A 25,797-nucleotide genomic window follows, 5' to 3' on the forward strand; every position below is an offset into this window, starting at 1 on the left:
TGACGGGTGGTGCCCGTTGTTCGGGGCTGTTCATGGGCCTGGCCAGCCTTTTCGGGGGGCATGGGGAGGTGGTGGCCATCGAGCTGGGGACGGGGTTCGACCTGGCGGCCCTGACCACCCATGGCATTGATCCAAAAGTCTCGGAATACTTTCGCAGTGCCGCGCGTTTTCGCGAGGGTGTCCAGGTGGTCGGGCTGCGGGTCAATGGCGCCGCATTGGGGCTGGTCGACGCTCGTTTCGACTATCAGGGCCAACTGTGCTTTACCCGAGGGCTACTGGACAAGGCCGGTTTGCGGGTGCCATCGGCGATCTTGCAGGCCGGTGTCACGGCCGATCAGGCATGCCATGACTTTATTGGTGAGTATCCGGCAACGATAGTGCGGTTGCGCCCCGGCAGTGACGAAGTATCCCTGGTGGTGCCCACGCAATCGTTGCGCGAGGCGCAGTGGGAGGCGGGCAGCTTCAGCCAGGGCGGTACGGCCGCCATGCTCAATTACGATGTGCTGGGGTTCGACAGCCATGCACGTGATGGCTCCAGCCGGTTTGTCTCGGCCTATACCGAGGCGGGGTTCAACCTGGGCAACTGGGTTGTGCGCAGTCGGCAGTTCTACATTTCCGATAATGGCAGGGGCAGCAGCGAGCATGTGTATGCCTACGCCCAGCGCGATTTCGCGGCCCTGCAATCGACCTTCCAGGCAGGCCAGATTTCCAGCCGCAGCCCGGTGTTTGGTGGGCTCCAGCTTTCGGGCTTCCAATTCTTTCCCGATGGTGTGGCGCGCCTTGGGAGCGCCAACGGTGTAGTGGTCGAAGGCCTGGCCCATAGCCAGGCGAGGGTTGAGGTGCGCCAGTCCGGGGTACTGATTTATTCGACCCTGGTGCCTGAAGGCCCCTTCAGCCTGACCGGTCTGCCGCTGCTCAATGGCACCAGTGACCTGGACGTGAGTGTCATCGGGACCCGGGGTGGCAAGCGCAGTTTCGTGGTGCCGGCGGCGTCGTTCGGAGCCCAGGTGCCTGTGGCGCCGGGCTTCGACTTTGCCCTGGGCAAGGTGCGCGAAACGCTCGTCAGTGGCCGGGAGCAACCGGTGGTGGCGATGGGCAGTGGCACCTGGGGCCTGGGCGCAGGCACGGCCCTGGGGTTCGGCGTGCTGGGGACAGATGAATATCATGCGGCCGGTGGTACGTTGAGCCGGGTGTTTTTCCAGCGGGTTTCGCTGACGGCAAGGCACAACATGTCGCGTGACCAGGTCCGTGGCGTGGGCGGCACGCGCAATGCCGTGTCGCTGGGCAGCCCGTTGGGCGCCGGGGTTGAAGTGAACCTGAGTGCTACCACCCAGAGCCGAGGTTATCGGGATGTCCTGGAGGCAGGCGCCGTCTCGAACAAGGACTTTCTGGATGCGCGTTTCCAGCGCCAGTACACCGCCGGGCTGAGTTGGGCCGAGCCGCTGTTTGGCGCGCTATCTCTCAGCTATTCGCGCAGCACCCAGTTTGACGGGCAGGGTGCCGAACACGTATTCGCGTCGTGGAACAGGCGTTTCAGTGAGGTTGATGTCGCGTTGATCGCCGACTCGCAAACCGGCCCGTCGCGCCGCCGAAAACGCCGTTATGCCGCCAATGAGGAGCTTCCCTCGCAAGGGATGTCCCTGCGCCTGCAGGTCAGCCTGCCCTTTGGCGAGAGCCGTCGCCTGACCTCCTACGCCAGTCGGCGCAATGGCCGCTCCGATATCGGCACATCCTTGTCGGAACGGGTCAATGAGTATGTGGACTATGAGGTTGGAGCCGAGCGCGATCTGACGGACCGCCAGCAATCGGTGCACGGGCGGGTCGATGTCATGCCGCGCTACACCCGCGTAGGTGCGGGAGTGAACCGCGACGCCTCGGGAACCAGCTACACCGGGCAATTGCAGGGCGCCGTGGTGGCCCATGGGCAAGGGCTGACTTTTTCGCCCTACCCGGTACAGGACACGTTCGGCCTGCTGTCGGTGGGGAATATCTCGGGCGCCAAGGTCGAGACGCCCCAGGGCCCGGTCTGGACTGACTATCGCGGCCAAGCGGTCATTCCTGGGCTGCCGGCGTACAGCAACAGCCACCTCCAAGTGCAGACCCAATCGCTGCCCAAGCGCGTCGACCTCAAGAACGGCACCCAAACCCTGGCGGCTGCACGCGGCTCGTTCAATACCGTGGAATTCCAGGTGGTCAGTGCCCGCCGTGTTCTATTGACTGCCCGTGATCAGCATGGGCGCACGTTACCCCAGGGAGCTGCTGTGTTTGGCACCGACAAGGCCTTTGTGACCAGCGTGGTGGGCGAAGGCCTGATCTTCCTGAATGACAGCCAGCCCCCGCAAACCCTGAGTGTCCAATTGCCGGATTCGACCAAACCCTGCCTGTTGCAACTGAACCTTGAGCCAGAGCCCTCCAATGACAAACTTTATGAAACCGCCTCGGCCACCTGCCAAGGGTTGTAAATCGGTGAGCAGGTTTTATCAGCGCCTGTTGTTCGTTATCGCAATATTGGCCAGTGAAGCCAGTGTCGCCAATTGCCAGTTGGTTTTAAGCCAGCCTCGCGTTGACTTTGGCATATTGCGCCACGCGCAGTGGCTCGATGGCCCCGCCAGTTCACCGTCACTGGGCAAGCGTACGGTGGTGCTGAACGTGGTGTGCATCGATCCCGTGCCCATGGCGATCCGGTTTGGCGGGTTGCCTGCGGGAGGGCGGGGGTTTCGGTTTGGTGGCGAGGGCGTCGTTACCTTGAGTATCCGGCACGCCCAGCTGGATGGCCGCCCCGTGGACCTGGCTGTCGACGGCTCGACCGGCGATCAGCTTGTGCCCGGGCAGGTGCTGATCGCCCGGGCCGCGGGCGTACCGGCGACAGGCCGGCGATTATCGGCGCAGTTGGAGGTCGACCCGTATCTGCCGGTCGATGCGTTCTCTGTGCGCAGTGAAACCACATTGGAAGGGCAGGTCCAGGTCGAGTGGGTGCCGCACGGGGCTGGCATCAGCCCGGCTGCTCCACAGAACCAATAAAGTTGGCTAGCTCAGCGGTGCGCGGTTGGGCAAACAGAACCTTCGGGTCACCAACCTCATGTACCTTGCCCTGGTGCATGAACACCAATTTGTCGCCGACTTCCCGGGCAAAACGCATCTCGTGGGTGACCATGATCAAGGTCATGCCATCCTTAGCCAGTTGGCGCACCACTGTGAGCACTTCATTGACCAACTCCGGGTCCAGCGCCGAGGTGATCTCATCGCACAGCAACACTTTGGGCGACATCGCCAGTGCCCGTGCGATGGCCACCCGCTGTTGCTGGCCGCCGGACAGGCGATCCGGGAAGGCATCGAATTTTTCCCCCAGCCCGACGCGCTCCAGCATCTGTCGCGCCAGGTCCGCGGCCTTGGCCTTGGTGACTTTTTGCACGACCTGGGGCGCGAGCATGACGTTTTCGCCCACGGTCAAATGGGGGAACAGGTTGAACTGCTGGAACACCATGCCGACTTTCTGCCGCAGGCTGCGCAGGTCGGCGCGGGCCGCGTCGAGGTATTCGCCGTCGACTTCAATCACCCCATCGTTGATCGACTCCAGGCCATTGAGGGTGCGCAGCAAGGTGGATTTTCCCGAGCCACTGCGGCCGATGATCGCCACCACCTGGCCTTCCTCGACCGTCAAATCGATGCCCTTGAGCACATGGTGATCGCCGTAATACTTGTGCAGCGCGGATATTCTAAGCAGAGGCATGCAGTCTCCTTTCCAGGTAGCGGGCACTGAGGGACAAGGGGTAGCAGAGCAGGAAGTAACCGAGTGCCACCAGGCTGTAGACCATGAAGGGCTCGAAGGTGGCGTTGGCGAGCATGCTGCCGGTCTTGGTCAATTCGGTGAAGCCGATGATCGACGTCACCGCCGTGCCCTTGACCACCTGCACCGAGAAACCCACTGTCGGCGCCACGGCAATTCGCAGGGCCTGGGGCAAAATCACGTAGCGCAGTTGCTCATAAGGGTTGAGGGCCAGGCTGGCGGAGGCTTCCCACTGGCCATGGGCGATAGCGTCGACACAGCCGCGCCAGATCTCGGCCAGGTAGGCGCTGGTAAACAGGGTCAAGGCAATCGCGGCGGCCAGCCACGGCGAGATATCGATCCCCAGCAAGGCGATGCCGAAGAACACCAGGAACAACTGCATCAGCAGCGGCGTGCCCTGGAACAGTTCGATATAGGTGCGGGCAATATTGCGCGGCAGTGCCTTTTTGCTGATGCGCAGGGTCATCACCAGCAAGCCGATCAGCCCGCCGCCGATAAACGCCACCAGCGACAACAGTAGCGTCCACTGCAGGCCGGTCAGCAGGTTGCGCACGATGTCCCAGAACGAAAAATCACTCATCGGCTGTTCCTCATCACATAGCGGCGGCCGATCCAGTTGAGCAACTGGCGGATCATCAACGCCATGCACAGGTACACCAGGGTGGTCAGTGCATAGGTTTCAAACGCACGGAAATTGCGGGACTGGATAAAGTTGGCGGCAAAGCTCAACTCTTGCGTGGCGATCTGTGAGCACACCGCCGAACCGAGCATCACGATGATGATCTGGCTGCTCAGCGCCGGCCACACCTTGCCCAGCGCCGGCAGCAACACCACATGGCGGAACGCTTCAAGGCGCGTCATCGCCAGCGCCGCTGCAGCCTCCAGTTGCCCACGGGGAATCGCCTGGATCCCGGCGCGAATGATCTCCGTGGAATAAGCCCCCAGGTTGATCACCATCGCCAGCACCGCCGCCTGCCATTCGGAAATCTGCAGGCCCAGGGACGGCAAGCCGAAGAAGATGAAGAACAACTGCACCAGGAATGGCGTATTGCGGATCAACTCGACATACACCCCGAAGAGCCAGCAGAACGGCTGGATTTTCCATGCCCGCACCACGGCGCCGACAATCCCCAGCGCCACCCCAAGGATGGCGCCGATAGCGGTCAGCTCCAGGGTGAACAGCGCACCGCGCAACAACAGGTCGGTATTGGCCAGCACCGGCACAAAGTCGAATTGATAGGCCATGGATCAGCTCCGCCTCACAGGTCTGCCGGCAACGGTTCTTTGAGCCACTGCATCGCGTTTTTTTCCAGGCTGCCGTCAGCCTTGGCGGCGACCAGGATCTGGTTGACCTTCTCCAGCAGCGCCGGCTCGTTTTTGTTCACGCCGACATACACCGGCGAATCCTTGAGTTTGACTTTCAACGCCGGCACGCGCTTGGGGTTGCGCGCGCTGATCGCCACCATCACCACGTTGCCACTGGCGATCAGGTCTACCTGGCCGGCGAGGTAGGCGGCGATGGTCGAGTTGTTGTCTTCAAAGCGCTTGATCGTGGCTTCCTTGGGCGCGACGGCGGTCAACTCGATATCTTCGATGGCGCCGCGGGTTACGCTGATGGTCTTGCCCTTGAGGTCGTCCAGGCTCGCGATGGCCGCGTCAGGTGGGCCAAATACCGCGAGATAGAACGGCGCGTAGGCCTTGGAGAAGTCGATGACCTTCTCGCGCTCCGGGTTCTTGCCCAGGCTGGAAATCACCAGGTCCACTTTGCCAGTGGTGAGGAACGGGATGCGATTGGTGCTGTTGACCGGGGTCAGCTCCAGCTTGACCTTGAGTTGCTCGGCCAACAGTTTGGCGGTGTCGATATCCAGGCCGCGCGGCTTCATGTCGGGGCCGACAGAGCCGAACGGCGGGAAATCCTGGGGCACCGCGACCTTGAGGGTGCCACGGGCGACGATATCGTCCAGGCCATTGGCCTGGGCTGGCGCCTGGCTGAGCATCAGGCTGGCAAACAAGGCAGTGAGCAGGGCGCTGCAACGCTTGGTCATGGCAACTCTCCGAAAAGGGTGAAGGGGCTTTCTGAGTTTGCCCAGTGCACAGCCCATGCCATGACGCCCTGAAACGGTCGCAAGGCAGGATTTAATGGGCTTGCAGCGGTCTTACTGGTCTGAACAGTCAGCCGCTGTTTCGCACCCTTTTCGAGCGCTGGCAAAACCGCACGAGCCCCTTTGGGGCGTGGCTTGCGGGCTGCCGAGAATAGATTTACAACTAGGCTTACTGTTGACTAAAACCTCGGGTTTTTATGAATTCCATCGCCCAAGCCGTACCGGAAGCGGCCTTGCAAGCCATCCGCAAACTGATCAAGCAACAGGGCTTCGGTCCAGGTGATGCATTGCCTTCCCAGCGGGACCTGGCGCTGCAACTGGGGGTCAGTCGTGCCTCGTTGCGTGAGGCCTTGTCATCGCTCAGCGCCCTGGGGTTGGTCAGCGTGCAACCGGGCAAGGGCGTGTTCGTGCAGGCACCACTGGCGGGTGATATGGGCGGTGTGGCCTGGCCGTTTACGGCACAGGCCAGCCCGTTGGATATCTTCCAGTTGCGTTACGCCCTGGAGGGTTTTGCTGCGGGGCTGGCGGCCATGACGTTGACCACCGAGGAACTGGATGGGCTCGAAGACAATGTCCAGGCCATGCGCCGGGAGCTCAAGGCCGGTGATTTCGAGGCCGCCGCACGGCTGGACTTCGCTTTCCACCAGCGCATCCTGTTGGCCAGTGGCAATCAGGCGATGGTGAGCATCCTCAGCGCCAGCGCCGAGGTGTTCCTGGAAAGCCAGAAACTACCGTTCATCCGACCGGAACGGGCGATGGAAACCTGGCAGGAGCACCGCAAGATCCTCCGTGCCCTGGCCCGGCGCAGCAGCGCGGCGGCGCACAAATCCATGCAGGAGCACGTGCGTAACGCGGCGTTGCGTACGGGGATCGCCTTTATCACCCCGGTAGCCTCCTGACCCGGCCATATCCAAAATGATGGCGTCCCATAGCAAGAGTCAATCAGCGGCGGCTTCCTGAACGAAGGAAGGGCGGCTATGATGGGCAACGTTTTTTTTGCTTACAACCCGGAGACATCCATGAGCAGCGATCTTATCAAGCACGTCACCGACGCGACCTTTGATGCCGAAGTCCTTCAGGCCCAAGGCCCGGTGCTGGTTGACTACTGGGCTGAGTGGTGCGGCCCTTGCAAAATGATCGCCCCGGTCCTGGACGATATCGCAGCTACCTACGAAGGCAAGCTGACCATCGCCAAGCTGAACATCGACGACAACCAGGAAACCCCGGCCAAGCATGGCGTACGTGGTATCCCGACCCTGATGTTGTTCAAGAACGGCAACGTCGAGGCCACCAAGGTCGGCGCGCTGTCGAAGTCGCAACTGCAAGCTTTCCTCGACGCCAACATCTAAGCGTCGTCAAAAAGCCCCGCAAATTGCGGGGCTTTTTCGTGAAACAGGGCTAGACGCTCCCAAACTCAGGTGGTACATTCGGCCCCGCACTGGTTTCTCCACTGCCCCCTGCAAGCCGTCGCCGACGCATTCCTTTCGATTAGTACGCGATCCTGTCGCCTTCTCTGCGGCGCGGCCTCATTAAGCCAAAAGCTTAATTCCCCCCCTCTATAAATGATTACGTCATTCCTATATGAATCTGACTGAACTCAAGCAAAAGCCGATTACCGACCTGCTCCAACTGGCCGAAGAAATGGGCATAGAAAATATGGCCCGTTCGCGCAAGCAGGACGTGATTTTCTCCCTGCTGAAAAAGCACGCGAAAAGCGGCGAGGAAATCTCCGGTGATGGCGTGCTGGAGATTCTCCAGGACGGCTTCGGCTTCCTCCGCTCTGCAGACGCCTCCTATCTCGCCGGCCCAGACGATATCTACGTCTCGCCGAGCCAGATCCGTCGCTTCAACTTGCGCACCGGTGACACCATCGTTGGCAAGATCCGTCCTCCAAAGGAAGGCGAGCGTTACTTCGCCCTGCTCAAGGTCGACACGATCAACTTCGATCGTCCCGAGAACGCGAAGAACAAGATTCTCTTCGAGAACCTGACGCCGCTGTTCCCGACCGTGCGCATGAAGATGGAAGCCGGCAACGGTTCCACTGAAGACTTGACCGGTCGTGTGATCGACCTGTGCGCCCCGATCGGCAAGGGCCAGCGTGGCCTGATCGTCGCACCGCCGAAAGCCGGTAAGACCATCATGCTGCAGAACATTGCAGCGAACATCGCGCGTAACAACCCTGAAGTTCACCTGATCGTGCTGCTGATCGATGAGCGTCCGGAAGAAGTGACCGAAATGCAGCGCACCGTGCGCGGCGAAGTGGTTGCCTCGACGTTCGATGAGCCGCCAACCCGCCACGTGCAGGTTGCCGAAATGGTGATCGAGAAGGCCAAGCGCCTGGTCGAACACAAGAAGGACGTGGTGATCCTGCTCGACTCCATCACCCGTCTGGCCCGTGCCTACAACACCGTGATTCCGAGCTCCGGCAAAGTGCTCACCGGTGGTGTCGATGCCCACGCCCTGGAGAAGCCGAAACGTTTCTTCGGCGCCGCGCGTAACATCGAAGAAGGCGGCTCGCTGACCATTATCGCCACCGCGCTGGTTGAAACCGGCTCGAAGATGGACGAAGTGATCTACGAAGAGTTCAAGGGTACCGGCAACATGGAACTGCCATTGGACCGTCGCATCGCTGAAAAACGCGTGTTCCCGGCCATCAACATCAACCGCTCCGGCACCCGCCGCGAAGAGTTGCTGACGGCCGACGACGAACTGCAGCGCATGTGGATCCTGCGCAAGCTGCTGCACCCGATGGACGAAGTTGCCGCCATCGAGTTCCTGATCGACAAGCTGAAAACCACCAAGACCAACGACGAGTTCTTCCTGTCGATGAAGCGTAAGTAATACGACGTTTCAGGTCCGAAAGAATGGCGCCCCTAGGGGCGCCATTTTTTTTCGTGTGTTTTTTAAGCATGTTCCAAACGCAAATACGCCGCGATAAGCTGCCAGCCGCCCTCAGAGCAGGTAGGATGTACGCCTATTTTACGGGTGGCATGGTTAATGAAATTCAAGGATCTTCGGGATTTCGTGCAGCAACTTGAGCAGCGCGGAGAGTTGAAACGTATTCAGGTGCCGGTTTCCCCGGTCCTGGAAATGACTGAGATTTGCGACCGCACCCTGCGTAACAAGGGCCCGGCGCTGCTGTTCGAGAACCCCACAGGCTTTGATATCCCGGTGCTCGGCAACCTGTTCGGCACGCCCGATCGGGTGGCGTTCGGCATGGGTGCCGAGTCGGTCAGCGAACTGCGCGAGATCGGCAAGCTGCTGGCGTTCCTCAAGGAGCCCGAGCCGCCCAAGGGCCTCAAGGATGCCTGGTCGAAGCTGCCGATCTTCCGCAAGATCATTGCCATGGCGCCCAAAGTGGTCAAGGACGCGGTGTGCCAGGAGGTGGTCATCGAAGGCGATGATGTCGACCTGGCGATGCTCCCGGTGCAGACCTGCTGGCCTGGCGACGTCGGCCCGCTGATCACCTGGGGCCTGACCGTCACCAAGGGCCCGAACAAAGACCGCCAGAACCTCGGTATCTATCGCCAGCAAGTGATCGGCCGCAACAAGGTGATCATGCGTTGGCTGAGCCACCGTGGCGGCGCGCTGGACTTTCGTGAGTGGTGCGAGAAGCATCCCGGCCAGCCGTTCCCGGTGTCTGTCGCCCTGGGCGCCGACCCGGCCACCATCCTCGGAGCCGTGACGCCGGTGCCCGACAGCCTGTCCGAATACGCCTTTGCCGGCCTGTTGCGCGGCAACCGCACTGAGCTGGTGAAGTGTCGTGGCAACGACCTGCAAGTGCCGGCCACCGCCGAAATCATCCTCGAAGGCGTGATTCATCCGGGCGAGATGGCCGATGAAGGCCCCTATGGCGACCACACCGGCTACTACAACGAAGTCGATAGCTTCCCGGTGTTCACCGTCGAGCGCATTACCCACCGGATCAAGCCGATCTACCACAGCACGTACACCGGCCGCCCGCCTGATGAGCCGGCGATCCTGGGTGTGGCGCTGAACGAAGTGTTCGTGCCGATCCTGCAGAAGCAGTTTCCGGAAATCACCGACTTCTACCTGCCGCCGGAAGGCTGCTCGTACCGCATGGCCATCGTGACCATGAAGAAGTCCTACCCGGGCCACGCCAAGCGCGTCATGCTCGGTGTGTGGTCGTTTTTGCGACAGTTCATGTACACCAAGTTCGTTATTGTCACCGATGACGACATCAATGCCCGGGACTGGAACGATGTGATCTGGGCCATCACCACGCGCATGGACCCCAAGCGCGACACAGTGATGATCGATAACACGCCGATCGACTACCTCGACTTCGCCTCGCCGGTGTCGGGCCTGGGCTCGAAGATGGGCCTGGATGCCACCCACAAGTGGCCGGGTGAAACCACCCGTGAGTGGGGCCGGGTGATCGTCAAGGATGAAGCCGTGACGGCGCGTGTCGATGCGATGTGGAAAGAATTGGGAATAGATTGATGCGTGTAACCCTGCAACCTTCCGGTGCGGTCCTCGACTTGCAGCCGGGCGAGCGGATTCTTGAAGGTGCGCGGCGCCTGGGCTACGAATGCCCGCAGGCGTGCCGCAATGGCGTGTGCCACGTGTGCGCGGCCCTGTTGGTCGAGGGCCGGGTGCAGCAGGCCGGCGAGGTGCGCGATCATGGCGAGTTCTACACCTGCATCGCCGAGCCGCTGGAAGATTGCATCGTGCTATGGGATGGCGTGTTGGCGCCGGGGGAGTTGCCGGTGCGCAAGCTTGCCTGTCAGTTGAGCGAGTGCGTGGACCTGGGTGGCGATGTGTGGCGCGTGCGCCTGCGTGCGCCGGCCGGCAAGGCGCTGCGCTATCACGCTGGCCAGTACCTGATGATCGAACGCGAAAACGGCGAGAAATCGGCGTTTTCCCTGGCGTCGGCGCCCCATGCCGGGCGCGAGCTGGAGCTGCATGTGCTGGTGCGCGAAGACAGTGCCCGCAGCCTGATCGAGCAGTTGCAGCGCAACCAGATGGCGCGGGTCGAGCTGCCGTTTGGCGATACCCACCTGGCCGAGCTGCCCGACGGGCCGCTGGTGCTGATCGCGGCCGGCACCGGCATGGCGCAGATGCACAGCCTGATCGAGCACTGCCGGGCCAGCGGTTTCAAGCACCCGGTGCATCTGTACTGGGGCGTGCGCCGTCCCGAAGATTTCTACCAGGTCGAACATTGGGAGCAGTGGCAGCAATTGCCCAACTTGTTCCTGCACAAAGTGGTCAGCGACCTGTGCGGTTGGGAAGGGCGTTGTGGCTTGTTGCATGAGGCGGTGTGCGAAGACATAACCGACCTCAAGGCTGTGCATGTCTACGCCAGCGGTTCGCCGGCGATGATCTATGGCACGCTGGATGCGCTGGTCAACGCCGGCATGGATGCACATCAGATGCGCGCCGACGTATTTGCCTACGCCCCTCGCGCCTGAGGCGCCGATCAAACTGTGGGAGCGGGCTTGCCCGCGATAGCGGTGTATCAGTCACCGACGATATTGACTGAACCAACGCTATCGCGGGCAAGCCCGCTCCCACAGGGGATCTGCGCATGGCAGGGAATTTTGGTACCGCCACAAATCAAATATGGGGGCGGGCAAGCTCCCACATCGGATTGTGTCTACTCAGGTGCGCGGCCTCAGAAGCGCACGCCCGTGGTCACCATCGCCGCATTGAACCCCAGCAGCACAAGCTCTGCCGCCATCGGCCCATAGTGCGCGCCTACCGACGGAATGATCACTGGTGCCACGCCGTAGCGGTTCAGCGGGATCTTGTCGCGGTATTTGCCGCGATAGCCCTGGATCGCCCCGCCGGTCAGCTTCAGGTACACCGGATAGTTGGCCATGTCATAGCGCTTGCCCGCATAGGCGTAATACGAGCGCTGGCGAAACGAGTTGCGAAAGGTCGCACCGCCATACACCCAGCCCGAAGCGTCATTGCGCTCCAGGCCGATCAGGTCCTGGTGGTTGTTGTGCTCGGGGTCCGGCGCAAAGTGCCGGGTGTAGACGCTGGTCTGGGCGTACCAGAAGCCTTTGTCGTCGTTGGCGGGTGTTTCGGCGGCCAGGGCGGTGGTGGCCTGCGCCAGGAGCAGCAGGCCAGAAAGTCGGTTTTTCATGGGGCGACCTCGATAGTCGGTTAATGCGCGGCTAAGTGGGGTCGTGACGCGGGCCTATCTTGAGGCCAGGTCGCCCGTAAAGGCTGAACCGGTGCTGAAACAACGACGTTTACCGGGGCAATCCTGACGAATGGGGCCCATTGCTTATGCTTTCTCTTATTCTTAAAAGATATTTATTCGTCAAGATAAATATCATTAAGCTATATGTCATCGGGCCACCGACTTTCTGCCAATAACCAGTAAATGACCGCCACCGTCCGCCACACGGATCGATCGTATGAACTCAGGGCATTGACGTTCTGACTTTTGATTGCAAGGGGAGCGGTATGGGGAGCTACAACAAACACGCGCTGTACACGGCGATTTTGTCAGCCAATTTGCTGACCGCCGTGGGATTCAATCCAGTAATCGCCGCTGAAACGACGACTGCGGACGCACCAAAACTCGACACGGTGATCGTCACCGGCACTCGTGCCCAAGAACGCACGGCCAGCGCCTCATTGTCACCAATTGATGTTATTTCCGGCGAAAGTCTGCGCAGTACCGGCTCCGATGAGCTGGGTGCTGTACTGGCGCGGCTGATTCCTTCCATCAACTTCCCACGCCCCAGCCTGGTGGACGGCGCCGAACTGGTGCGCCCGGCGCAACTGCGCGGCCTGTCGCCGGATCAGGTGCTGGTGCTGGTCAATGGCAAGCGGCGCCACACCAGTGCCTTCGTCAACCTGGGCGGGGCGGTCGGTCGCGGTTCGGCCCCGGCAGACTTGAATGCCATCCCGCTGTCGGCGGTCGACCATATCGAAGTGCTGCGCGATGGCGCGTCGGCCCGCTACGGCTCTGACGCGATTGCCGGGGTGATCAACGTGATCCTCAAGCAGACCGACCATGGAGGCGCGGTTTCCAGCAAGTTCGGGCAATACAAGAAAGGCGACGGGATCCAGCGCAACATCAGCGGCAATACCGGCCTGGCAGTGGGCGAGAATGGGTTTATCAACCTCTCCGCCGAAGGCGCCGACAATGACTACACCAATCGCGCCGGCCACGATTACCGCCCGGCCAGCGTCGGCTCTACCACGTACGGCCAGCGAGTGTTCCGCCAGGGCGAACCCTCGACCAACGAAGGCAAGCTGTGGTTGAACGCCGGCTATGCCTTCAACGATGCTGCCGAGTTCTACACCTTTGGTGGCTACAGTAAGCGGCGCGGCGAGACGGCGGCGTTTTACCGGGCGAGCAATGCGTCCAACAACATCCCGGCGCTCAACCCCAATGGCTACTTGCCGCTGATCCGTGGCAACCTCGAAGACACCTCGCTGGTGGCCGGCCTGCGTGGGCAGTTGGCGTATGACTGGCACTACGACCTGTCGGCCAACTACGGCAAGAACCAGTACGAACTGCGCACCGAAACCATCAACACCTCCCTGGGCCTGGCGACGCCGCGCAAGTTCGACAACGGCACCCTGAGCAACGAACAGAAGCAGCTCAGCCTGGACCTCTCCCGGGAGTTCGACCTTGGTTGGTTGCCGTACCCGGTGTCGGTGGCCTTCGGTGGCGAATACCTGCACCAGGGCTATGAGATTGAAGCGGGTGAGCCGGCGTCCTACTACCAGACCGGCAGTTCGGGCCTCGGCGGTTTCCGTGATGCCGACGCCGGCAGCACCTCGCGCCACAACTGGGCGCAATACCTGGACCTGGAAACCAATTTCACCGAGAAGCTCGGGGTTTCGGCGGCGGTGCGCCATGAGGACTACAGCGACTTTGGCTCCAACGTCAGCGGCTCGCTGTCGGCACGCTATGACTTCACCCCGCAGGTGGCCCTGCGCGGCAGCATTTCCAATGGCTTTCGCGCACCGTCCCTGGCCCAGCAGAACTTTGCCTACACCTCGTCGCAGTTGATCGGCAACACTATCCAGGAAGCCGGCACGTTCCCGGCCACCAGCCAGGTCGCCCGCCTGCTCGGCGCCGAAGACCTCAAGGCCGAAAAGTCGCGCAACTACAGCCTGGGCCTGGTGCTGGAGCCCGCGGATAACCTGACGGTGACGGTCGACGTGTACCGTATCGATATCCGCGACCGTATCAGCCTGTCGTCCAACCTCGCGCTCAACGCTGCGACTCGCGCTTATCTGCAGGCCAACGGTGTCGGCAACATCGACTACACCACCGCCCGTTACTTCACCAATGCCACCGACACCAGCACCGATGGTGTCGACCTGGTGGCCAACTACCGCTACCAACTGGATAACGGCATCCGCTGGAACAGCACTGTGGGCTACAACTACAACCACACCAAGGTCACGGACGTGAAGGCCAACCCGGCCATTCTCGATAGCCTGGGCGCCAACCTGGTGCGGGTCGACCGGCGCGAGCGCATCGGCTTGCTGGGCGACACCACGCCCCAGCACAAGCTGAGCCTGGCCAACGATTTCACCTTCGGCAACTGGGCGCTGCACAGCAACCTGGTGCGTTATGGCGAATTCACCAGCTACCAGGCAGACAAGGTCAACGACCAGACCTTCAAGGCCGCCTGGGTGCTGGACCTGTCGGCTGACTACAAATTGCACAACTGGACCTTCACCGTGGGCGGCGACAACGTGACCGACAAATACCCGGAAAAGCTCAATGCCTACGCCAGCAGTGGCGGCAACCTGGCCTATAGCACTTTTTCGCCTTACGGTTACAGCGGCGCGTTCTATTACGGTAAAGTCGCCTATAACTGGTAATGCACAGGAGACCTAAGCGATCTGCCATGACCGTTATTGAATCCGAACGTCTGCAATTGGCTTACCCACCGCGGCTCGATCTGGGGCCGCAACTCACTCACGAACAATTGATGAGCTCGATGCAAGCCACCATGGGCCTGCACAAGGGTGGGCCGGTCTGGCTGTTTGCGTATGGCTCGCTGATCTGGCGTCCCGAGTGTTCGGCGACCCAGCGCCTGCGCGCCCGGGTCCATGGGTATCACCGGGGCCTGTACCTGTGGTCCCACGAGCACCGGGGCACGCCGGAGTTGCCGGGGCTGGTGTTTGGCCTGGATCGTGGTGGCTCGTGCAGCGGCTTTGCCTACCGCCTGCCGGAGGATCAACTGGAGGCCTCGCTCTATGCCTTGTGGCAGCGCGAGATGCCTTACCCATCGTATCGGCCACATTGGCTCAGTTGCCGGCTTGAAGACGGCAGCCAGGTGCAGGCGTTGGGTTTTGTGCTGGAGCGGCACCTGCCCAGCTACGCCGGCAACTTGCCCGACAGCGTGCTGAACCAGGTATTTGAAAGCGCTTGCGGGCGTTACGGCACCACTCGCGATTATGTCGAGCAGACCGTCAACGCCCTGCGTAGCCACGCCATGCCAGATAAAAATCTGGAGGCGCGGCTCAAGCGATGTGCCAAAGGCGTCGCGGCGATTAACGCGCCGAGCTGACGCTATTGGTGTGCCACAGGGTTGGGATCAGGAACGCGATGGCCAGCAGGCACGCGCCGATCAGCAGCACAAAGCCGCCGTCCCAGCCGAAGTGGTCCACGGTGTAGCCCATGGCCGCACTGGCCGCTACCGAACCGCCCAGGTAACCGAACAGGCCGGTAAAGCCTGCCGCCGTACCAGCGGCTTTCTTCGGCGCCAGCTCCAGCGCCTGCAGGCCGATCAACATCACCGGGCCGTAGATCAAAAAGCCAATGGAGAACAGCGCGATCATGTCGACCATCGGGTTGCCTGGCGGGTTGAGCCAGTACACCAGGGTCGCCACGGTCACCAGGGCCATGAACACAATGCCGGTCAGGCCACGGTTGCCACGGAAGATCTTGTCCGACATCCAGCCGCACAGCAGCGTGCCGGGAATCCCCGCCCATTCGTAGAAGAAGTACGCCCACGACGACTTGTCGACGGTGAAGTGCTTGGCTTCCTTGAGGTAGGTCGGTGCCCAGTCCAGCACGCCATAGCGCAGCAGGTAGACGAACACGTTGGCGAAGGCGATGTACCAGAGCATTTTGTTGCGCAGCACGTACTTGACGAAGATTTCCTTGGCGCTGAATTCGTCTTCGTGGCTGGCGTCGTAGCCTTCCGGGTAGTCGTTCTTGTACTTCTCGATAGGCGGCAGGCCCACCGACTGCGGGGTGTCGCGCATGGTGATGAAGGCAAACGCCGCCACTGCCAAGGCTACGGTGGCCGGCACGTAGAACGCTGCGTGCCAGTCGTTGAACCAGGCCATGCCCAACAGGAACAGCGGGCCGATCAGGCCGCCGCCGACGTTATGCGCCACGTTCCATACCGACACCACGCCGCCGCGTTCTTTCTGCGACCACCAGTGCACCATGGTCCGCCCGCTTGGCGGCCAGCCCATGCCCTGGGCCCAGCCGTTGATGAACAGCAAAATGAACATCATGGTCACGCTGGAGGTTGCCCAAGGCGCGAAACCGAAAATGAACATCACCCCGGCCGATACCAGCAGGCCAAACGGCAGGAAATAGCGCGGGTTGGAGCGGTCGGACACCAGGCCCATGAGGAACTTGGACAGGCCGTAGGCAATGGCGATTGCCGACATGGCCAAGCCCAGTTGACCACGGGTGTAACCCTCGTCGATCAGGTACGGCATGGCCAGGGAGAAGTTTTTGCGCAGCAGGTAGTAACCCGCGTAGCCAAAGAAAATACCGGCGAAGATCTGCCAGCGCAGTCGTCGGTAGGTACTGTCGATCTTTTCTTCAGGCAGGGGTGCCTGGTGTGGGGCAGGACGAAAGAAAGCAAACATTCAAGAGCTCCAAATTTCTTGTTTTGACTGCGGATGCGAATGTTACAGTTTCGTTACCGAAAATAGCATCGCCTCTTATCCGCAAACACAGGAAACCGGAGTAATTGCATGTTCTTTTACGAACATGTCGCCAATAGACAAGTATGGGTCGTAACCAGATTCTTCAGAACACCGCAGACCCACTGTAGGAGCTGGCTTGCCTGCGATAGTGGTGGATCAGTTACCAACGATGTAGCTGGCCCACCGCTATCGCAGGCAAGCCAGCTCCTACATTGATTGCATTTCAAATCACTGGCGGACCTGCACGACCACCTTGCCCACCGCCCTGCGCTGCCCCAGGTCATTGATCGCCTGCGCCGCGTTATCCAGCGGATACACCTGCGACACCAGCGGCTTCAACTTGCCCTGCGCATACCAACTGAACAACTGCTGGAAATTCGCCGCGTTATCCTGCGGCTGGCGCTGGGCGAACGAGCCCCAGAACACCCCGAGCACCGCCGCGCCCTTGAGCAGCGCCAGGTTCACCGGTAGTTCAGGGATGCGCCCGCTGGCAAACCCCACCACCAGCAGGCGGCCGTTCCAGGCAATGGCGCGGATGGCCTGGTCAAACAGATCGCCACCCACCGGGTCGTAGATCACGTCGGCGCCGTTGCCATCGGTCAGGCGTTTGATTTCATCCTTGAGGTTGCTTTCGCTGTAGTTGATCAACTCATCGGCCCCGGCAGCCTTGGCCACGGCCAGCTTGTCGGCGCTGCTGGCGGCGGCGATCACCCGGGCACCCATGGCCTTGCCGATTTCCACGGCGGCCAGTCCGACGCCACCGGACGCGCCCAGTACCAGCAGGGTCTCGCCAGCGGCCAGATGGCCACGCTGGGTGAGGGCGTGCATCGAAGTGCCGTAGGTCATGCTGAAGGCAGCGGCGGTATTGAAATCCATGCTCGGTGGGATCGGCAGCACGTTATAGCCCGGCACCGCGACCTGCTCGGCAAAGCTGCCCCACCCGGTCAACGCCATGACCCGGTCGCCGACCTTGAGGTGGCTGACCTTTTCCCCGACCTCGCTGACCACACCTGCCGCTTCGCCACCCGGCGAGAACGGGAAGGGTGGCTTGAACTGGTACTTGCCCTCGATGATCAGCGTGTCCGGGAAATTCACCCCGGCGGCGTGCACATCCAGCAGGATCTCGTTCTTCTTGATCGCCGGGCTTTCGACGTCTTCCAACACCAGGGTTTCGGCAGGGCCGAAGGCTTTGCACAGCACGGCTTTCATCGGACTATTCCTTTTGGCGTATTGGCCGATAAGTGTAGGTGGGTAAGGTCACGGGTCAACGAGCATGCCCCGGCCTGATAAGTCGCCATAAGCTTGTGCTCTGCCTTGCTAGCGTTATGCTACTGGCCACCGAATATGAGGAATGAACTGTGAAAGCGTGGATCCTGTTGATGCTGGCCCTGACGTTGCCGATGGCAGCCCATGCCGAAGAAGCCAAGGAAGGCGAAGCGCCCAAGGTCAGCTATTACAGCCTGACGCCGCCTTTTGTCGGCAACTACGCCCTGGATGGCGGCCCGAAACTGCGGGTATACAAGGCCGACGTGGCCCTGCGCGTGACCGGCCCGGAAGCGGCGGCGGCGATCAAGGCCAATGAGCCGCTGATTCGCAATCAACTGGTGGCGTTGTTTACCCAGCAGACAGTCGAGAGCATGGGCAGTGTCGAGGGCAAGGAGAAGTTGCGCCAGGAAGCGCTGAAGCAGGCTCAGCAAGTGATGAACGATGAGACGGGCAAGCCGGTGGTTGAGGATTTGTTGTTTAACAACCTGATCATTCAATAGGTCAGAGTGGGGGAGCTTTTGATGGTTTAAAAAACCAGCAACTAAGTTGCTGGTTGTAATAGTTAGTACACAGTGAGCTTCAGTATTTTTCTATCTGTTCTCCATACCCCCTCGGGGGGCGCGTCGAAGATAAAGTAGAAAGTGAAAAATAGTGCTGTGTTGGCTGTTTGGTAGCTCATTGATGAACCCCAAGAGTGCCATTGGCCATCTTGTGGAGGGTTGACTGACAATGTGGGGCCGCTGGGGCCGTCGGTGTCTCTGGTGATTTCGAAGCGGGGGTTTTTACCCGTTACCGCAGTACGCTCGAATAGATATCTGAGCGCAGTTATCGTGTAGACATTACTTCTCCAGGTGTATTCAACCTCTATCGCTCCTTTATATCCATGCAATGAATACTCCCCTGTAACTGTTGTTTTTCCGTTGGGGTTATTCGAGTCGATCTTAATCTCTATGACCTCTGGGGTGGCAGCGTCGCTGGAGCCACTGTTATCCGAATCTGATTTATTGACCATTTTCGCTCTCCCGGGGTGCTACGGCGATAAGTTCGTGGTTGGCTGTTCAAGCTAACAAGGGGAGAGGAATGCCGGCTACTGTCATAAATGACAGTTTTTTATTTTGTTTTTTAATAGGCTTAGTGGTTTTTATAATTTACAAGTGATAGTTCAAGACGCCAGACTCTTCCTGAACCGCGCCAACGCCACCGCAAAAAACAGCAACCCAATTCCCGCCAGCGCCAGCAAATCCGGCCACACCACGCTCACCCCCGCATCCCGGAACAGAATCGCCGCACTCAAACTCACAAAGTGCGTGGACGGCGAGCCCTGCATCACCCATTGCAACCATTCGGGCATGCTGTCCAACGGCGTACTGCCGCCTGATAACAGCAGCATCGGAATGATCACCGGGATCGCCAGCAAGCCGAACTGCGGCGTCGAGCGGGCGAGGGTGGCAAGGAAGATGCCCAAGGCGGTGCTGGCAAACAGGTATAACGCCGTCACCAGCAGGAACAGGCTCAACGAGCCGGCCAGCGGCACGCCGAGCAGGCCCTTGACCACCACTTCCAGGGACAGCCAGGTACACAGCACCACCACCAGCATATTGCTCCAGATTTTTGCCAGCATGATTTCCAGGGCGGTCAGCGGCAGCACCAGCAAATGGTCGAGGGTGCCGTGCTCGCGTTCGCGCAGCAGGGCGGTGCCGGTCAGTACGATGGCGAGGATGGTGATGTTGTTGACGATCTGGATCACCGCCAGGAACCAGCCACCTTCCAGGTTGGTGTTGAACAACGCGCGGGTGGTGAGGGCCGCTGGCGCGCGCTGGCTGGCGTCGGACTGGCCACCGTAGGTCAGCAGTTCGCGCTGGAAAATCCGCCCTATATAGCCCGCGCCCATAAACGCCTGGCTCATGGCCGTGGCATCCACGTTGACCTGCACGCTCGGCTGGCGTCCGGCCAACAGGTCGGCCTGGAAATTGGCCGGCACGTTGATCACGAAAGTGTACTGGCCGCTGTCCATGACCTTGTCCAACTGGTCGTAGGGCAGTGGCACGGCAGGCTGGAACTCCGGTGGCTGCAGGGCTTCGGCCAACTGGCGCGACAATTGGCCGTGGTCTTCATCGACAAAGGCCACACTGGCGTTGTGCACGCCAATCACCGAGCCGGCCGCCGGCATGTAGATGGCGACGGTGAAGGCATAGAACAGAAACAGCAGCAGCACGCTGTCGTGGCGCAGGCTGGTGAGCTCTTTGACTCCCAGGCGCAGGATATGGGCGAACTTGTGCATCAGGCCTCCTGCTTCTTGAGCATGACCAGGCTCAGCCCGGTGAACCCCAGGAAAAACCCGAACAGCGCCAGGCACTGGGGCCACAGTTGGCGCAGGTCCAGGGCTTTGGTGAAGGTGCCGACGGCGACATCCAGGAAGTAACCGGCGGGAAACAACATCCCCATCAGCGCCGCCGCCCCTTCCAGGGACGAGCGCGGCACGATCAACCCGGAGAACTGGATGGTCGGCAGGCTGGTGATGATCATGGTGCCGAGGATCGCCGCGATCTGGGTGCGGGTGAACGCGGAAATCAGCAGGCCCATGCTGGTGGTGGCCAGCACATACAGCAGGCCGCCAAACGCCAGGGTCAGGCCGCTGCCCTTGAACGGCACGCCGAACAGCCAGCGGTTCATCGCCACCAGCAAGGCCAGGTTGATCAGGCTGATCACCAGGTACGGCGCCTGTTTGCCAAGGAGGAACTCCAGGCGGGTAAGGGGCGTGGCGTAGAAGTTGGTGATCGAGCCCAGTTCCTTCTCGCGCACGATGCCCAGGGCGGTGAGCATGGCCGGGATAAACGCCAGGATCAGCGCCATCACACCCGGGCCGATGGCATTTACGCTGACCACGTCCTGGTTGTAGCGAAAGCGCGTTTCCAGCTTGGCCGCGGCCGGTTGGGACAGCGGTGTGCTGTTGAGTTCGGCCAGTTGCTGCAGGTTGGCCTGGTGTACGGCTTCTACATAATTGCGGCTGGTCTCGGCGCGAAACGGCATACCTCCATCGAGCCAGGCGGCCACCGCTGGTTGGCGCCCGGCGTAGAGGTCGCGGCCAAAGCCGGGCGGAATTTCCAGGGCCAGTTTGATTTCCGAACGTTGCAGGCGCCGGTGCAGCTCGGCCGAATCAGTGATCGGCGGCTGTTCGGCGAAGTAGCGCGAACTGCGAAAGGCCTCCAGATAGGCGCGGCTTTGCGGCGTCTGGTCCTGGTCATACACGGCGAAGGCGAGCTTCTCCACGTCCAGGGAAATGCCGTAGCCGAAGATCACCATCATGAAAATCGCCCCGAGCAGGGCAAAGGCCATGCGCACTTTGTCGCGCAGCAGTTCCTTGCCTTCACGGCTGGCCACCGCCAGCAGGCGCGCCAGGCTGAAGCCGCGCTTGCTGACGGGCGGCGTGGTCGGCGTGCTGACGCTCGCGCTGGGCGCGGCGGTTTCCGGGGTTTTTTGGGCTTGCTCCAGGCAGGTGACGAACGCGGCTTCCAGGGTCTCGCCGTGGAATTGTCGTTGCAGGGCATCTGGCGTGTCGCAGGCCAGCACCTTGCCTGCGTGCATCAACGAGATGCGGTCGCAGCGCTGGGCTTCGTTCATAAAGTGGGTGGAGAGGAAAATCGTCACCCCTTGCTCGCGGGACAACTCCACCAGCAAGCGCCAGAAATCGTCGCGTGCGGCGGGGTCCACACCGGAGGTGGGTTCGTCGAGGATCAGCACTTCCGGGCGATGCAGCACCGCCACGGCCAGGGACAGGCGCTGGCGCAAGCCCAGGGGCAACTCGCCGGAGGGTTGTTCGGCGACGCTGCCCAGGTCAAAACGCTGGATCAATTCTTCGATGCGTGGGCCGCTGTCGGCCTTGGGCAGGTCAAATAGCTGTGCGTGCAGCACCAGGTTCTGGCGCACGCTGAGTTCGCCGTACAGCGAGAAGCTCTGGGACATGAAACCCACGCGCTTGCGGGTCGCCAGGTCCTTGGCATTCACCGGGTTGCCCAGCAGCGTGGCGCTGCCTTCACTGGCCGGCATCAGCCCGGTGAGGACTTTCATGGTGGTGGTCTTGCCGCAGCCGTTGGAGCCGAGAAAGCCGAAGATCTCGCCACGGCCAATGGCGAAGCTGACTTTGTTGACAGCGGTGAAGTCGCCAAAACGCAGGGTCAGGTCGTGGGCTTCGATGGCGATATCGGTGTTGTCGTTAGCCCGAGGGGGGATCACCAGCGGCTGGTTGTTGTGCGCGCTGTCGCCCTGGAAATGGGTGAACGCGTCATCCAGCTTGCCACTGGGCGTAACAGCAGCCAGGTCACGGCTCAGGCCATCGGCAATCAGCTTGCCGCGGTCGAGCATCAGGCAGTGCTCGAACTGCTCGGCTTCTTCCATGTAGGCCGTGGCCACCAGCAGCGTCAGTTGTGGGCGCTCGCTGCGTACGGTTTCTACCAGTTCCCAGAAGCGCCGGCGTGACAAAGGGTCGACGCCGGTAGTCGGTTCATCGAGGATCAGCAGGTCCGGATCGTGGATCAGCGCGCAGCACAGCCCCAGTTTTTGCTTCATCCCGCCCGACAGCTTGCCCGCGGGGCGGTCGGCGAAGCGTGCCAGGTCGGTGGCCAGCAACAGGTTGTGCATGCGCTGGTCGCAATCGGCTGTGGACAGGCCAAACAGGGTGGCGAAAAAACGGATGTTCTCGCTGATGGACAGCTCTGGATACAGGTTGCCGCCCAGGCCCTGGGGCATAAAGGCGATCAACGGGTACAGGCTGTTGCGGTGGCGGCGGTCTTCGATGGAACCGCCCAGCACCTGCAAGTCACCGGTCTGCAGCTTTTTGACCCCGGCGATCAAGCCCAGCAGGCTCGACTTGCCCGCGCCATCGGGGCCGATCAGGCCGCAGCGGGTGCCAGCCGGCAGGCTGAAGGCGATGTCGATCAGCGCCTGTTGCTTGCCGTAGCGGTGGTTGATGCCCGTGGCGTGCAGCGCCAGCCCGTTCATTGCAGGTTGGCCGGCCAGTCCAGGTCGGCAGTGCGCACGTAGCCGGCGCCGGGCATGCCGGGCTTGGCCTGGGGCACGGCGCTTGGTTGAGTCAGGCGCAGCTTGACGCGAAACACCAGTTTCTGGCGCTCGTCGCGGGTTTCCACTTCTTTGGGGGTGAACTGGGATTTGGCCGCGACAAAGCTGATTTTCGCTGGCAGCGGCTGATCCGGCAGGGCATCGAGCACGATCCGCGCTTCACTGCCCACGGTCAGGCGACCGGTGACGGAGGCGGGCAGGTAGAGGTTCATGTACTGGTCATTCGGATCGATCAGCAACAACACCCGCCCACCGGCGCCGAGCACTTCGCCAGGTTCGGCCAGGCGCAGTTGAATGATGCCGTCGATGGGCGCGCGCAGGCTGCTGTCGTCGATTTCGCTGGTCAGTTGCGTCACCTGGGCCTCGGCGGCACCAATGGCGGCCTTGACCGCATTCACCTGGGCCTGGGCGGCCACCACCGCCGCATTGCCGGTGTTCTGGCGTGCCTGCTGCTGGTCGATCAACTGCGCGCTGGCGAAACCGCGGCGGTACAGCTCTTGGGTGCGCTTGAGTTCCTGGCTGGCCAGCAGGTTCTCGCTCTGGCGCAATTGCACGTTGGCTTCGGCAGCGGCGAAGTTCTCCTTGGCCCGCAGTACTTCGGCTTCGGCCTGGGAACGCTGGGCTTCCAGGGTGCGGGTGTCGATACGCGCCAGCAGTTGGCCCTTGAGCACCTTGTCGCCTTCATCGACCCGCACCTCGGCCAAGCGGCCGGGGATCTTGGTGGCGATCTGCACTTCGGTGGATTCCAGTCGGCCGTTGCCCATGCTCAAGCCTTCCGGCAGGCGGTCGAGGGTGGACTTCCAGTAACCGAAGCCGCCGGCGGCCACCAACAGCAAAATCAGGAGAAAGGCGAAGAATTGCGAACTGCGATGTGACGTCGACATGGGTGCATCCTGCGGTGTTAGCGTCCTAGTTTGCCGGGATCGTAACCGATAGCCGTTGATACCGGTCAAATGAATACCTTTAGGCGTTAGCGCAGCGCCATGACCGCCGCCCATTGCTCCGCTGTGACTGGCATCACTGACAGGCGACTGCCTTTTTGCACCAGCGGCAATTCGGCCAGGGCTGTCTGTTGCTTGAGGTAACCCAGCCCGAGGACTTTGGGGAAGGTTTCGACGTGGGCCACGGTGATGGCGCTCCACGGATTCTTCTCGGTGGTGGCCTTGGCATCGAAGTAATGGCTATCAGGCTCCAGCGCGGTCGGGTCGGGGTAAGCCGCTTCGATGATTTTCCCTACGCCGGCAATGCCCGGTTCCGGGCAACTGGAGTGGTAAAAGAAGAACGCGTCGCCCACGGCCATGGCCCGCAGGAAATTGCGCGCCTGGTAATTGCGCACGCCGTCCCAGCGCGCCTCGCCGAGTTTTTCCAGGCCCTTGATGGACAGCTCATCGGGCTCGGATTTCATCAGCCAATAGGCCATGGTTTTGCTCCTTTGCAGGGGATTGGGCAGCTTGTCTGTCAATTTCATGACAAACCGACGGTCGGTTGACGCCAAGGTTTGCGTGTTGGTTCACGTTAACGCAGAATGCCGGGATTTTAAGCTTGACGCAGCTGGAACGGACTACTTTGGAACGTTGCCGTCATCGTGTGTGATATGCCTGAAGGGGGGCAATCGATGAAACGCAAACCGGATTTACTATGGATTTTGGTTATTTTGTTCGGTCTGGGCGTCGTGACCACCGGGTATGCGCAAAGCCTATGGTCGAACAAGACCCAAGCCCCGGTTGAATTTGCACAGCAGCAACAACAAACCTTCAAGCGTTGACGCTATTTCGGCGCCGTTGAGTCCAGCGGCGTCCCCTCTGCGACATACCATCTTCTATCGGTAACGGTGCCATTCAACGGCACATCCCAGCTTGCCTGCGCCAGGCGTTCGACCTTCTGGCACTCATGGGCCAGCCCCAGTAGCGTCGGCTTGCGCCACGACGAGCGGCGCGCCAGGTACGCCAGGCTGCGATCGTAAAAACCGCCGCCCATGCCCAGCCGCCCGCCCGCGTCATCAAAACCCACCAACGGCAGCAGCACCAGGTCCAGGGCCCAGACCTTGCGCTGGCGCCCGACATTGACCCGTGGCTCAAGAATGCCAAAGCGGTTGGGCGCAAGCTTTTCCCCAGGGCGCACGCGTTGGAACACCATCTTGGTCCGAGGCCAGGCGCTGAGCACTGGCAGGTAGGTGGCCTTGCCCCGGCGCTGGGCAGCGCGCAGCAGCAAGCGCGGATCGATTTCGCCATCCGTCGACAGGTACAGGGAGATATGTTTGGCCCGGCGAAACAGCGGGTGCTGTGCCAGTTGCCGATACAGGCCAAGCGCGGCCTGGCGTTGCTCGCTCGGCGTCAGGGCGCGGCGGGCCTTGCGCAACATGCGTCGAAGGTGCGGACGGGAAAGTGGCGCAGGTTCGGTCATGGTGTTCGGCTCATAAAACAATGCCAGTCCGGGGACTGGCATTGAGTTTGGGAATCAGGCTCCCCGACAGAACCGCTGTCGACTTAGCCCTTGAACCCGAAAGTTCAAGGTGGAAGATGCAGTAGGCTTTAAGGCTTTCCGTCTAGCGGACATGCACACCAGCCCAACGTGCAACTTCCAGGGTAGTGCGAATCGGCTCAGGGACATCGCCGACTGGCAAGCACGCCAGGGAGTGAGGCGAGTATACCCGAAATAGACGCGGCG

24 protein-coding genes and 1 other RNA gene are annotated in these 25,797 nt (G+C 61.2%); 11 read left to right on the forward strand and 14 right to left on the reverse strand.

The genetic code is table 11. The features are described 5' to 3' along the window. Positions 1-32 precede the first annotated feature (32 nt). Positions 33-2,462, forward strand: a complete 2,430-nt coding sequence (locus HBO19_RS11750; RefSeq protein WP_170057669.1) for a fimbria/pilus outer membrane usher protein — start codon at positions 33-35, stop codon at positions 2,460-2,462. 4 nt (positions 2,463-2,466) lie between these two features. After that, positions 2,467-3,021 (forward strand): hypothetical protein, encoded by a 555-nt coding sequence (locus HBO19_RS11755; RefSeq protein ID WP_178121179.1) that lies wholly within the window; start codon positions 2,467-2,469, stop codon positions 3,019-3,021. On the opposite strand, the gene HBO19_RS11760 is transcribed toward HBO19_RS11755, so the two are convergent. Genes HBO19_RS11760 through HBO19_RS11775 form a run of 4 tightly spaced genes read right to left on the reverse strand, consistent with a single transcriptional unit; the run spans position 2,993 to position 5,832 of the window. Then, on the reverse strand, positions 2,993-3,730 hold the full coding sequence (locus HBO19_RS11760; protein WP_169955027.1) for an amino acid ABC transporter ATP-binding protein: 738 nt from the start codon (positions 3,728-3,730) through the stop codon (positions 2,993-2,995). The two genes, HBO19_RS11755 and HBO19_RS11760, sit on opposite strands and share 29 nt — an antisense overlap. Continuing rightward, a complete protein-coding gene (locus HBO19_RS11765) occupies positions 3,717-4,367 on the reverse strand; it encodes an amino acid ABC transporter permease (protein WP_169955026.1) in 651 nt (216 codons plus the stop codon). Before HBO19_RS11765 ends, HBO19_RS11760 begins: the two co-directional genes overlap by 14 nt. Then, entirely contained in the window at positions 4,364-5,032 is a 669-nt protein-coding gene (locus HBO19_RS11770; RefSeq protein ID WP_170042101.1) for an amino acid ABC transporter permease, read from the reverse strand. Before HBO19_RS11770 ends, HBO19_RS11765 begins: the two co-directional genes overlap by 4 nt. 14 nt (positions 5,033-5,046) lie before the next feature. Then, positions 5,047-5,832 (reverse strand): transporter substrate-binding domain-containing protein, encoded by a 786-nt coding sequence (locus HBO19_RS11775; protein WP_169955024.1) that lies wholly within the window; start codon positions 5,830-5,832, stop codon positions 5,047-5,049. Between the two features lie 254 nt (positions 5,833-6,086). Between HBO19_RS11775 and HBO19_RS11780 the strand changes: the two genes are divergently transcribed. The 5 genes from HBO19_RS11780 to HBO19_RS11800 all read left to right on the forward strand — a co-directional run bounded on the left by HBO19_RS11780 (position 6,087) and on the right by HBO19_RS11800 (position 11,321). Further along, complete coding sequence (locus HBO19_RS11780) at positions 6,087-6,788, forward strand: FCD domain-containing protein (protein WP_170057556.1); 702 nt, start codon at positions 6,087-6,089, stop codon at positions 6,786-6,788. A 120-nt stretch (positions 6,789-6,908) separates the two neighbouring features. Beyond that, positions 6,909-7,238, forward strand: coding sequence for a thioredoxin TrxA (gene trxA, locus HBO19_RS11785; RefSeq protein ID WP_169955022.1), 330 nt, complete (start codon positions 6,909-6,911; stop codon positions 7,236-7,238). Between the two features lie 232 nt (positions 7,239-7,470). Next, on the forward strand, positions 7,471-8,730 hold the full coding sequence (gene rho / locus HBO19_RS11790; protein ID WP_003176825.1) for a transcription termination factor Rho: 1,260 nt from the start codon (positions 7,471-7,473) through the stop codon (positions 8,728-8,730). Between the two features lie 156 nt (positions 8,731-8,886). Then, positions 8,887-10,353, forward strand: a complete 1,467-nt coding sequence (ubiD, locus tag HBO19_RS11795; protein WP_038444369.1) for a 4-hydroxy-3-polyprenylbenzoate decarboxylase — start codon at positions 8,887-8,889, stop codon at positions 10,351-10,353. Beyond that, a complete protein-coding gene (locus HBO19_RS11800; protein ID WP_170057557.1) occupies positions 10,353-11,321 on the forward strand; it encodes a CDP-6-deoxy-delta-3,4-glucoseen reductase in 969 nt (322 codons plus the stop codon). The genes ubiD and HBO19_RS11800 overlap by 1 nt, the downstream gene beginning before the upstream one ends. A gap of 203 nt (positions 11,322-11,524) precedes the next feature. Here HBO19_RS11800 and HBO19_RS11805 read toward each other — a convergent pair whose 3' ends face one another. Beyond that, the gene (locus HBO19_RS11805; RefSeq protein WP_170057558.1) at positions 11,525-12,001 is read right to left on the reverse strand and encodes a sn-glycerol-3-phosphate transporter; all 477 of its coding nucleotides are present in this window, start codon (positions 11,999-12,001) and stop codon (positions 11,525-11,527) included. Positions 12,002-12,327: 326 nt separating this feature from the next. Here HBO19_RS11805 and HBO19_RS11810 point away from each other — a divergent pair, with 326 nt between their 5' ends. Further along, positions 12,328-14,715: a TonB-dependent receptor gene (locus HBO19_RS11810; RefSeq protein WP_170042105.1), complete on the forward strand. Its 2,388-nt coding sequence runs from the start codon at positions 12,328-12,330 to the stop codon at positions 14,713-14,715. Positions 14,716-14,741: 26 nt separating this feature from the next. Beyond that, the gene (locus HBO19_RS11815) at positions 14,742-15,407 is read left to right on the forward strand and encodes a gamma-glutamylcyclotransferase (RefSeq protein WP_169955018.1); all 666 of its coding nucleotides are present in this window, start codon (positions 14,742-14,744) and stop codon (positions 15,405-15,407) included. On the opposite strand, the gene glpT is transcribed toward HBO19_RS11815, so the two are convergent. Beyond that, complete coding sequence (gene glpT / locus HBO19_RS11820; protein WP_057440450.1) at positions 15,391-16,728, reverse strand: glycerol-3-phosphate transporter; 1,338 nt, start codon at positions 16,726-16,728, stop codon at positions 15,391-15,393. The genes HBO19_RS11815 and glpT overlap by 17 nt on opposite strands. Positions 16,729-17,016: 288 nt before the next feature. Beyond that, positions 17,017-17,997 carry an NADPH:quinone oxidoreductase family protein gene (locus tag HBO19_RS11825; protein WP_169955017.1) on the reverse strand — a complete coding sequence of 327 codons (981 nt, stop codon included), beginning with the start codon at positions 17,995-17,997 and terminating at the stop codon, positions 17,017-17,019. A 149-nt stretch (positions 17,998-18,146) separates the two neighbouring features. Between HBO19_RS11825 and HBO19_RS11830 the strand changes: the two genes are divergently transcribed. Then, a complete protein-coding gene (locus HBO19_RS11830) occupies positions 18,147-18,554 on the forward strand; it encodes a flagellar basal body-associated protein FliL (protein ID WP_169955016.1) in 408 nt (135 codons plus the stop codon). 62 nt (positions 18,555-18,616) lie between these two features. Here HBO19_RS11830 and HBO19_RS11835 read toward each other — a convergent pair whose 3' ends face one another. From HBO19_RS11835 to HBO19_RS11855, 5 genes are all read right to left on the reverse strand, one after another. Further along, entirely contained in the window at positions 18,617-19,066 is a 450-nt protein-coding gene (locus tag HBO19_RS11835; protein WP_169955015.1) for a hypothetical protein, read from the reverse strand. Positions 19,067-19,216: 150 nt separating this feature from the next. Next, complete coding sequence (locus tag HBO19_RS11840; RefSeq protein WP_169955014.1) at positions 19,217-20,335, reverse strand: ABC transporter permease; 1,119 nt, start codon at positions 20,333-20,335, stop codon at positions 19,217-19,219. After that, complete coding sequence (gene rbbA / locus HBO19_RS11845) at positions 20,335-23,052, reverse strand: ribosome-associated ATPase/putative transporter RbbA (protein WP_170057559.1); 2,718 nt, start codon at positions 23,050-23,052, stop codon at positions 20,335-20,337. Before rbbA ends, HBO19_RS11840 begins: the two co-directional genes overlap by 1 nt. Continuing rightward, a complete protein-coding gene (locus HBO19_RS11850; protein WP_170057560.1) occupies positions 23,049-24,014 on the reverse strand; it encodes an HlyD family efflux transporter periplasmic adaptor subunit in 966 nt (321 codons plus the stop codon). Before HBO19_RS11850 ends, rbbA begins: the two co-directional genes overlap by 4 nt. A gap of 86 nt (positions 24,015-24,100) precedes the next feature. Beyond that, positions 24,101-24,550 carry an EVE domain-containing protein gene (locus HBO19_RS11855; protein ID WP_169955011.1) on the reverse strand — a complete coding sequence of 150 codons (450 nt, stop codon included), beginning with the start codon at positions 24,548-24,550 and terminating at the stop codon, positions 24,101-24,103. A gap of 195 nt (positions 24,551-24,745) precedes the next feature. Here HBO19_RS11855 and HBO19_RS11860 point away from each other — a divergent pair, with 195 nt between their 5' ends. After that, a complete protein-coding gene (locus HBO19_RS11860) occupies positions 24,746-24,895 on the forward strand; it encodes a hypothetical protein (protein WP_169955010.1) in 150 nt (49 codons plus the stop codon). A 2-nt stretch (positions 24,896-24,897) separates the two neighbouring features. Here HBO19_RS11860 and HBO19_RS11865 read toward each other — a convergent pair whose 3' ends face one another. Further along, entirely contained in the window at positions 24,898-25,533 is a 636-nt protein-coding gene (locus tag HBO19_RS11865) for a 5-formyltetrahydrofolate cyclo-ligase (RefSeq protein WP_170057561.1), read from the reverse strand. Between the two features lie 56 nt (positions 25,534-25,589). Next, a non-coding RNA gene (ssrS, locus tag HBO19_RS11870) (6S RNA) lies at positions 25,590-25,768 on the reverse strand. Between the last annotated feature and the right edge of the window lie 29 nt (positions 25,769-25,797).

It is taken from the genome of Pseudomonas sp. WS 5021 (assembly GCF_012985535.1).
In the GTDB taxonomy this organism is placed as follows: domain Bacteria; phylum Pseudomonadota; class Gammaproteobacteria; order Pseudomonadales; family Pseudomonadaceae; genus Aquipseudomonas.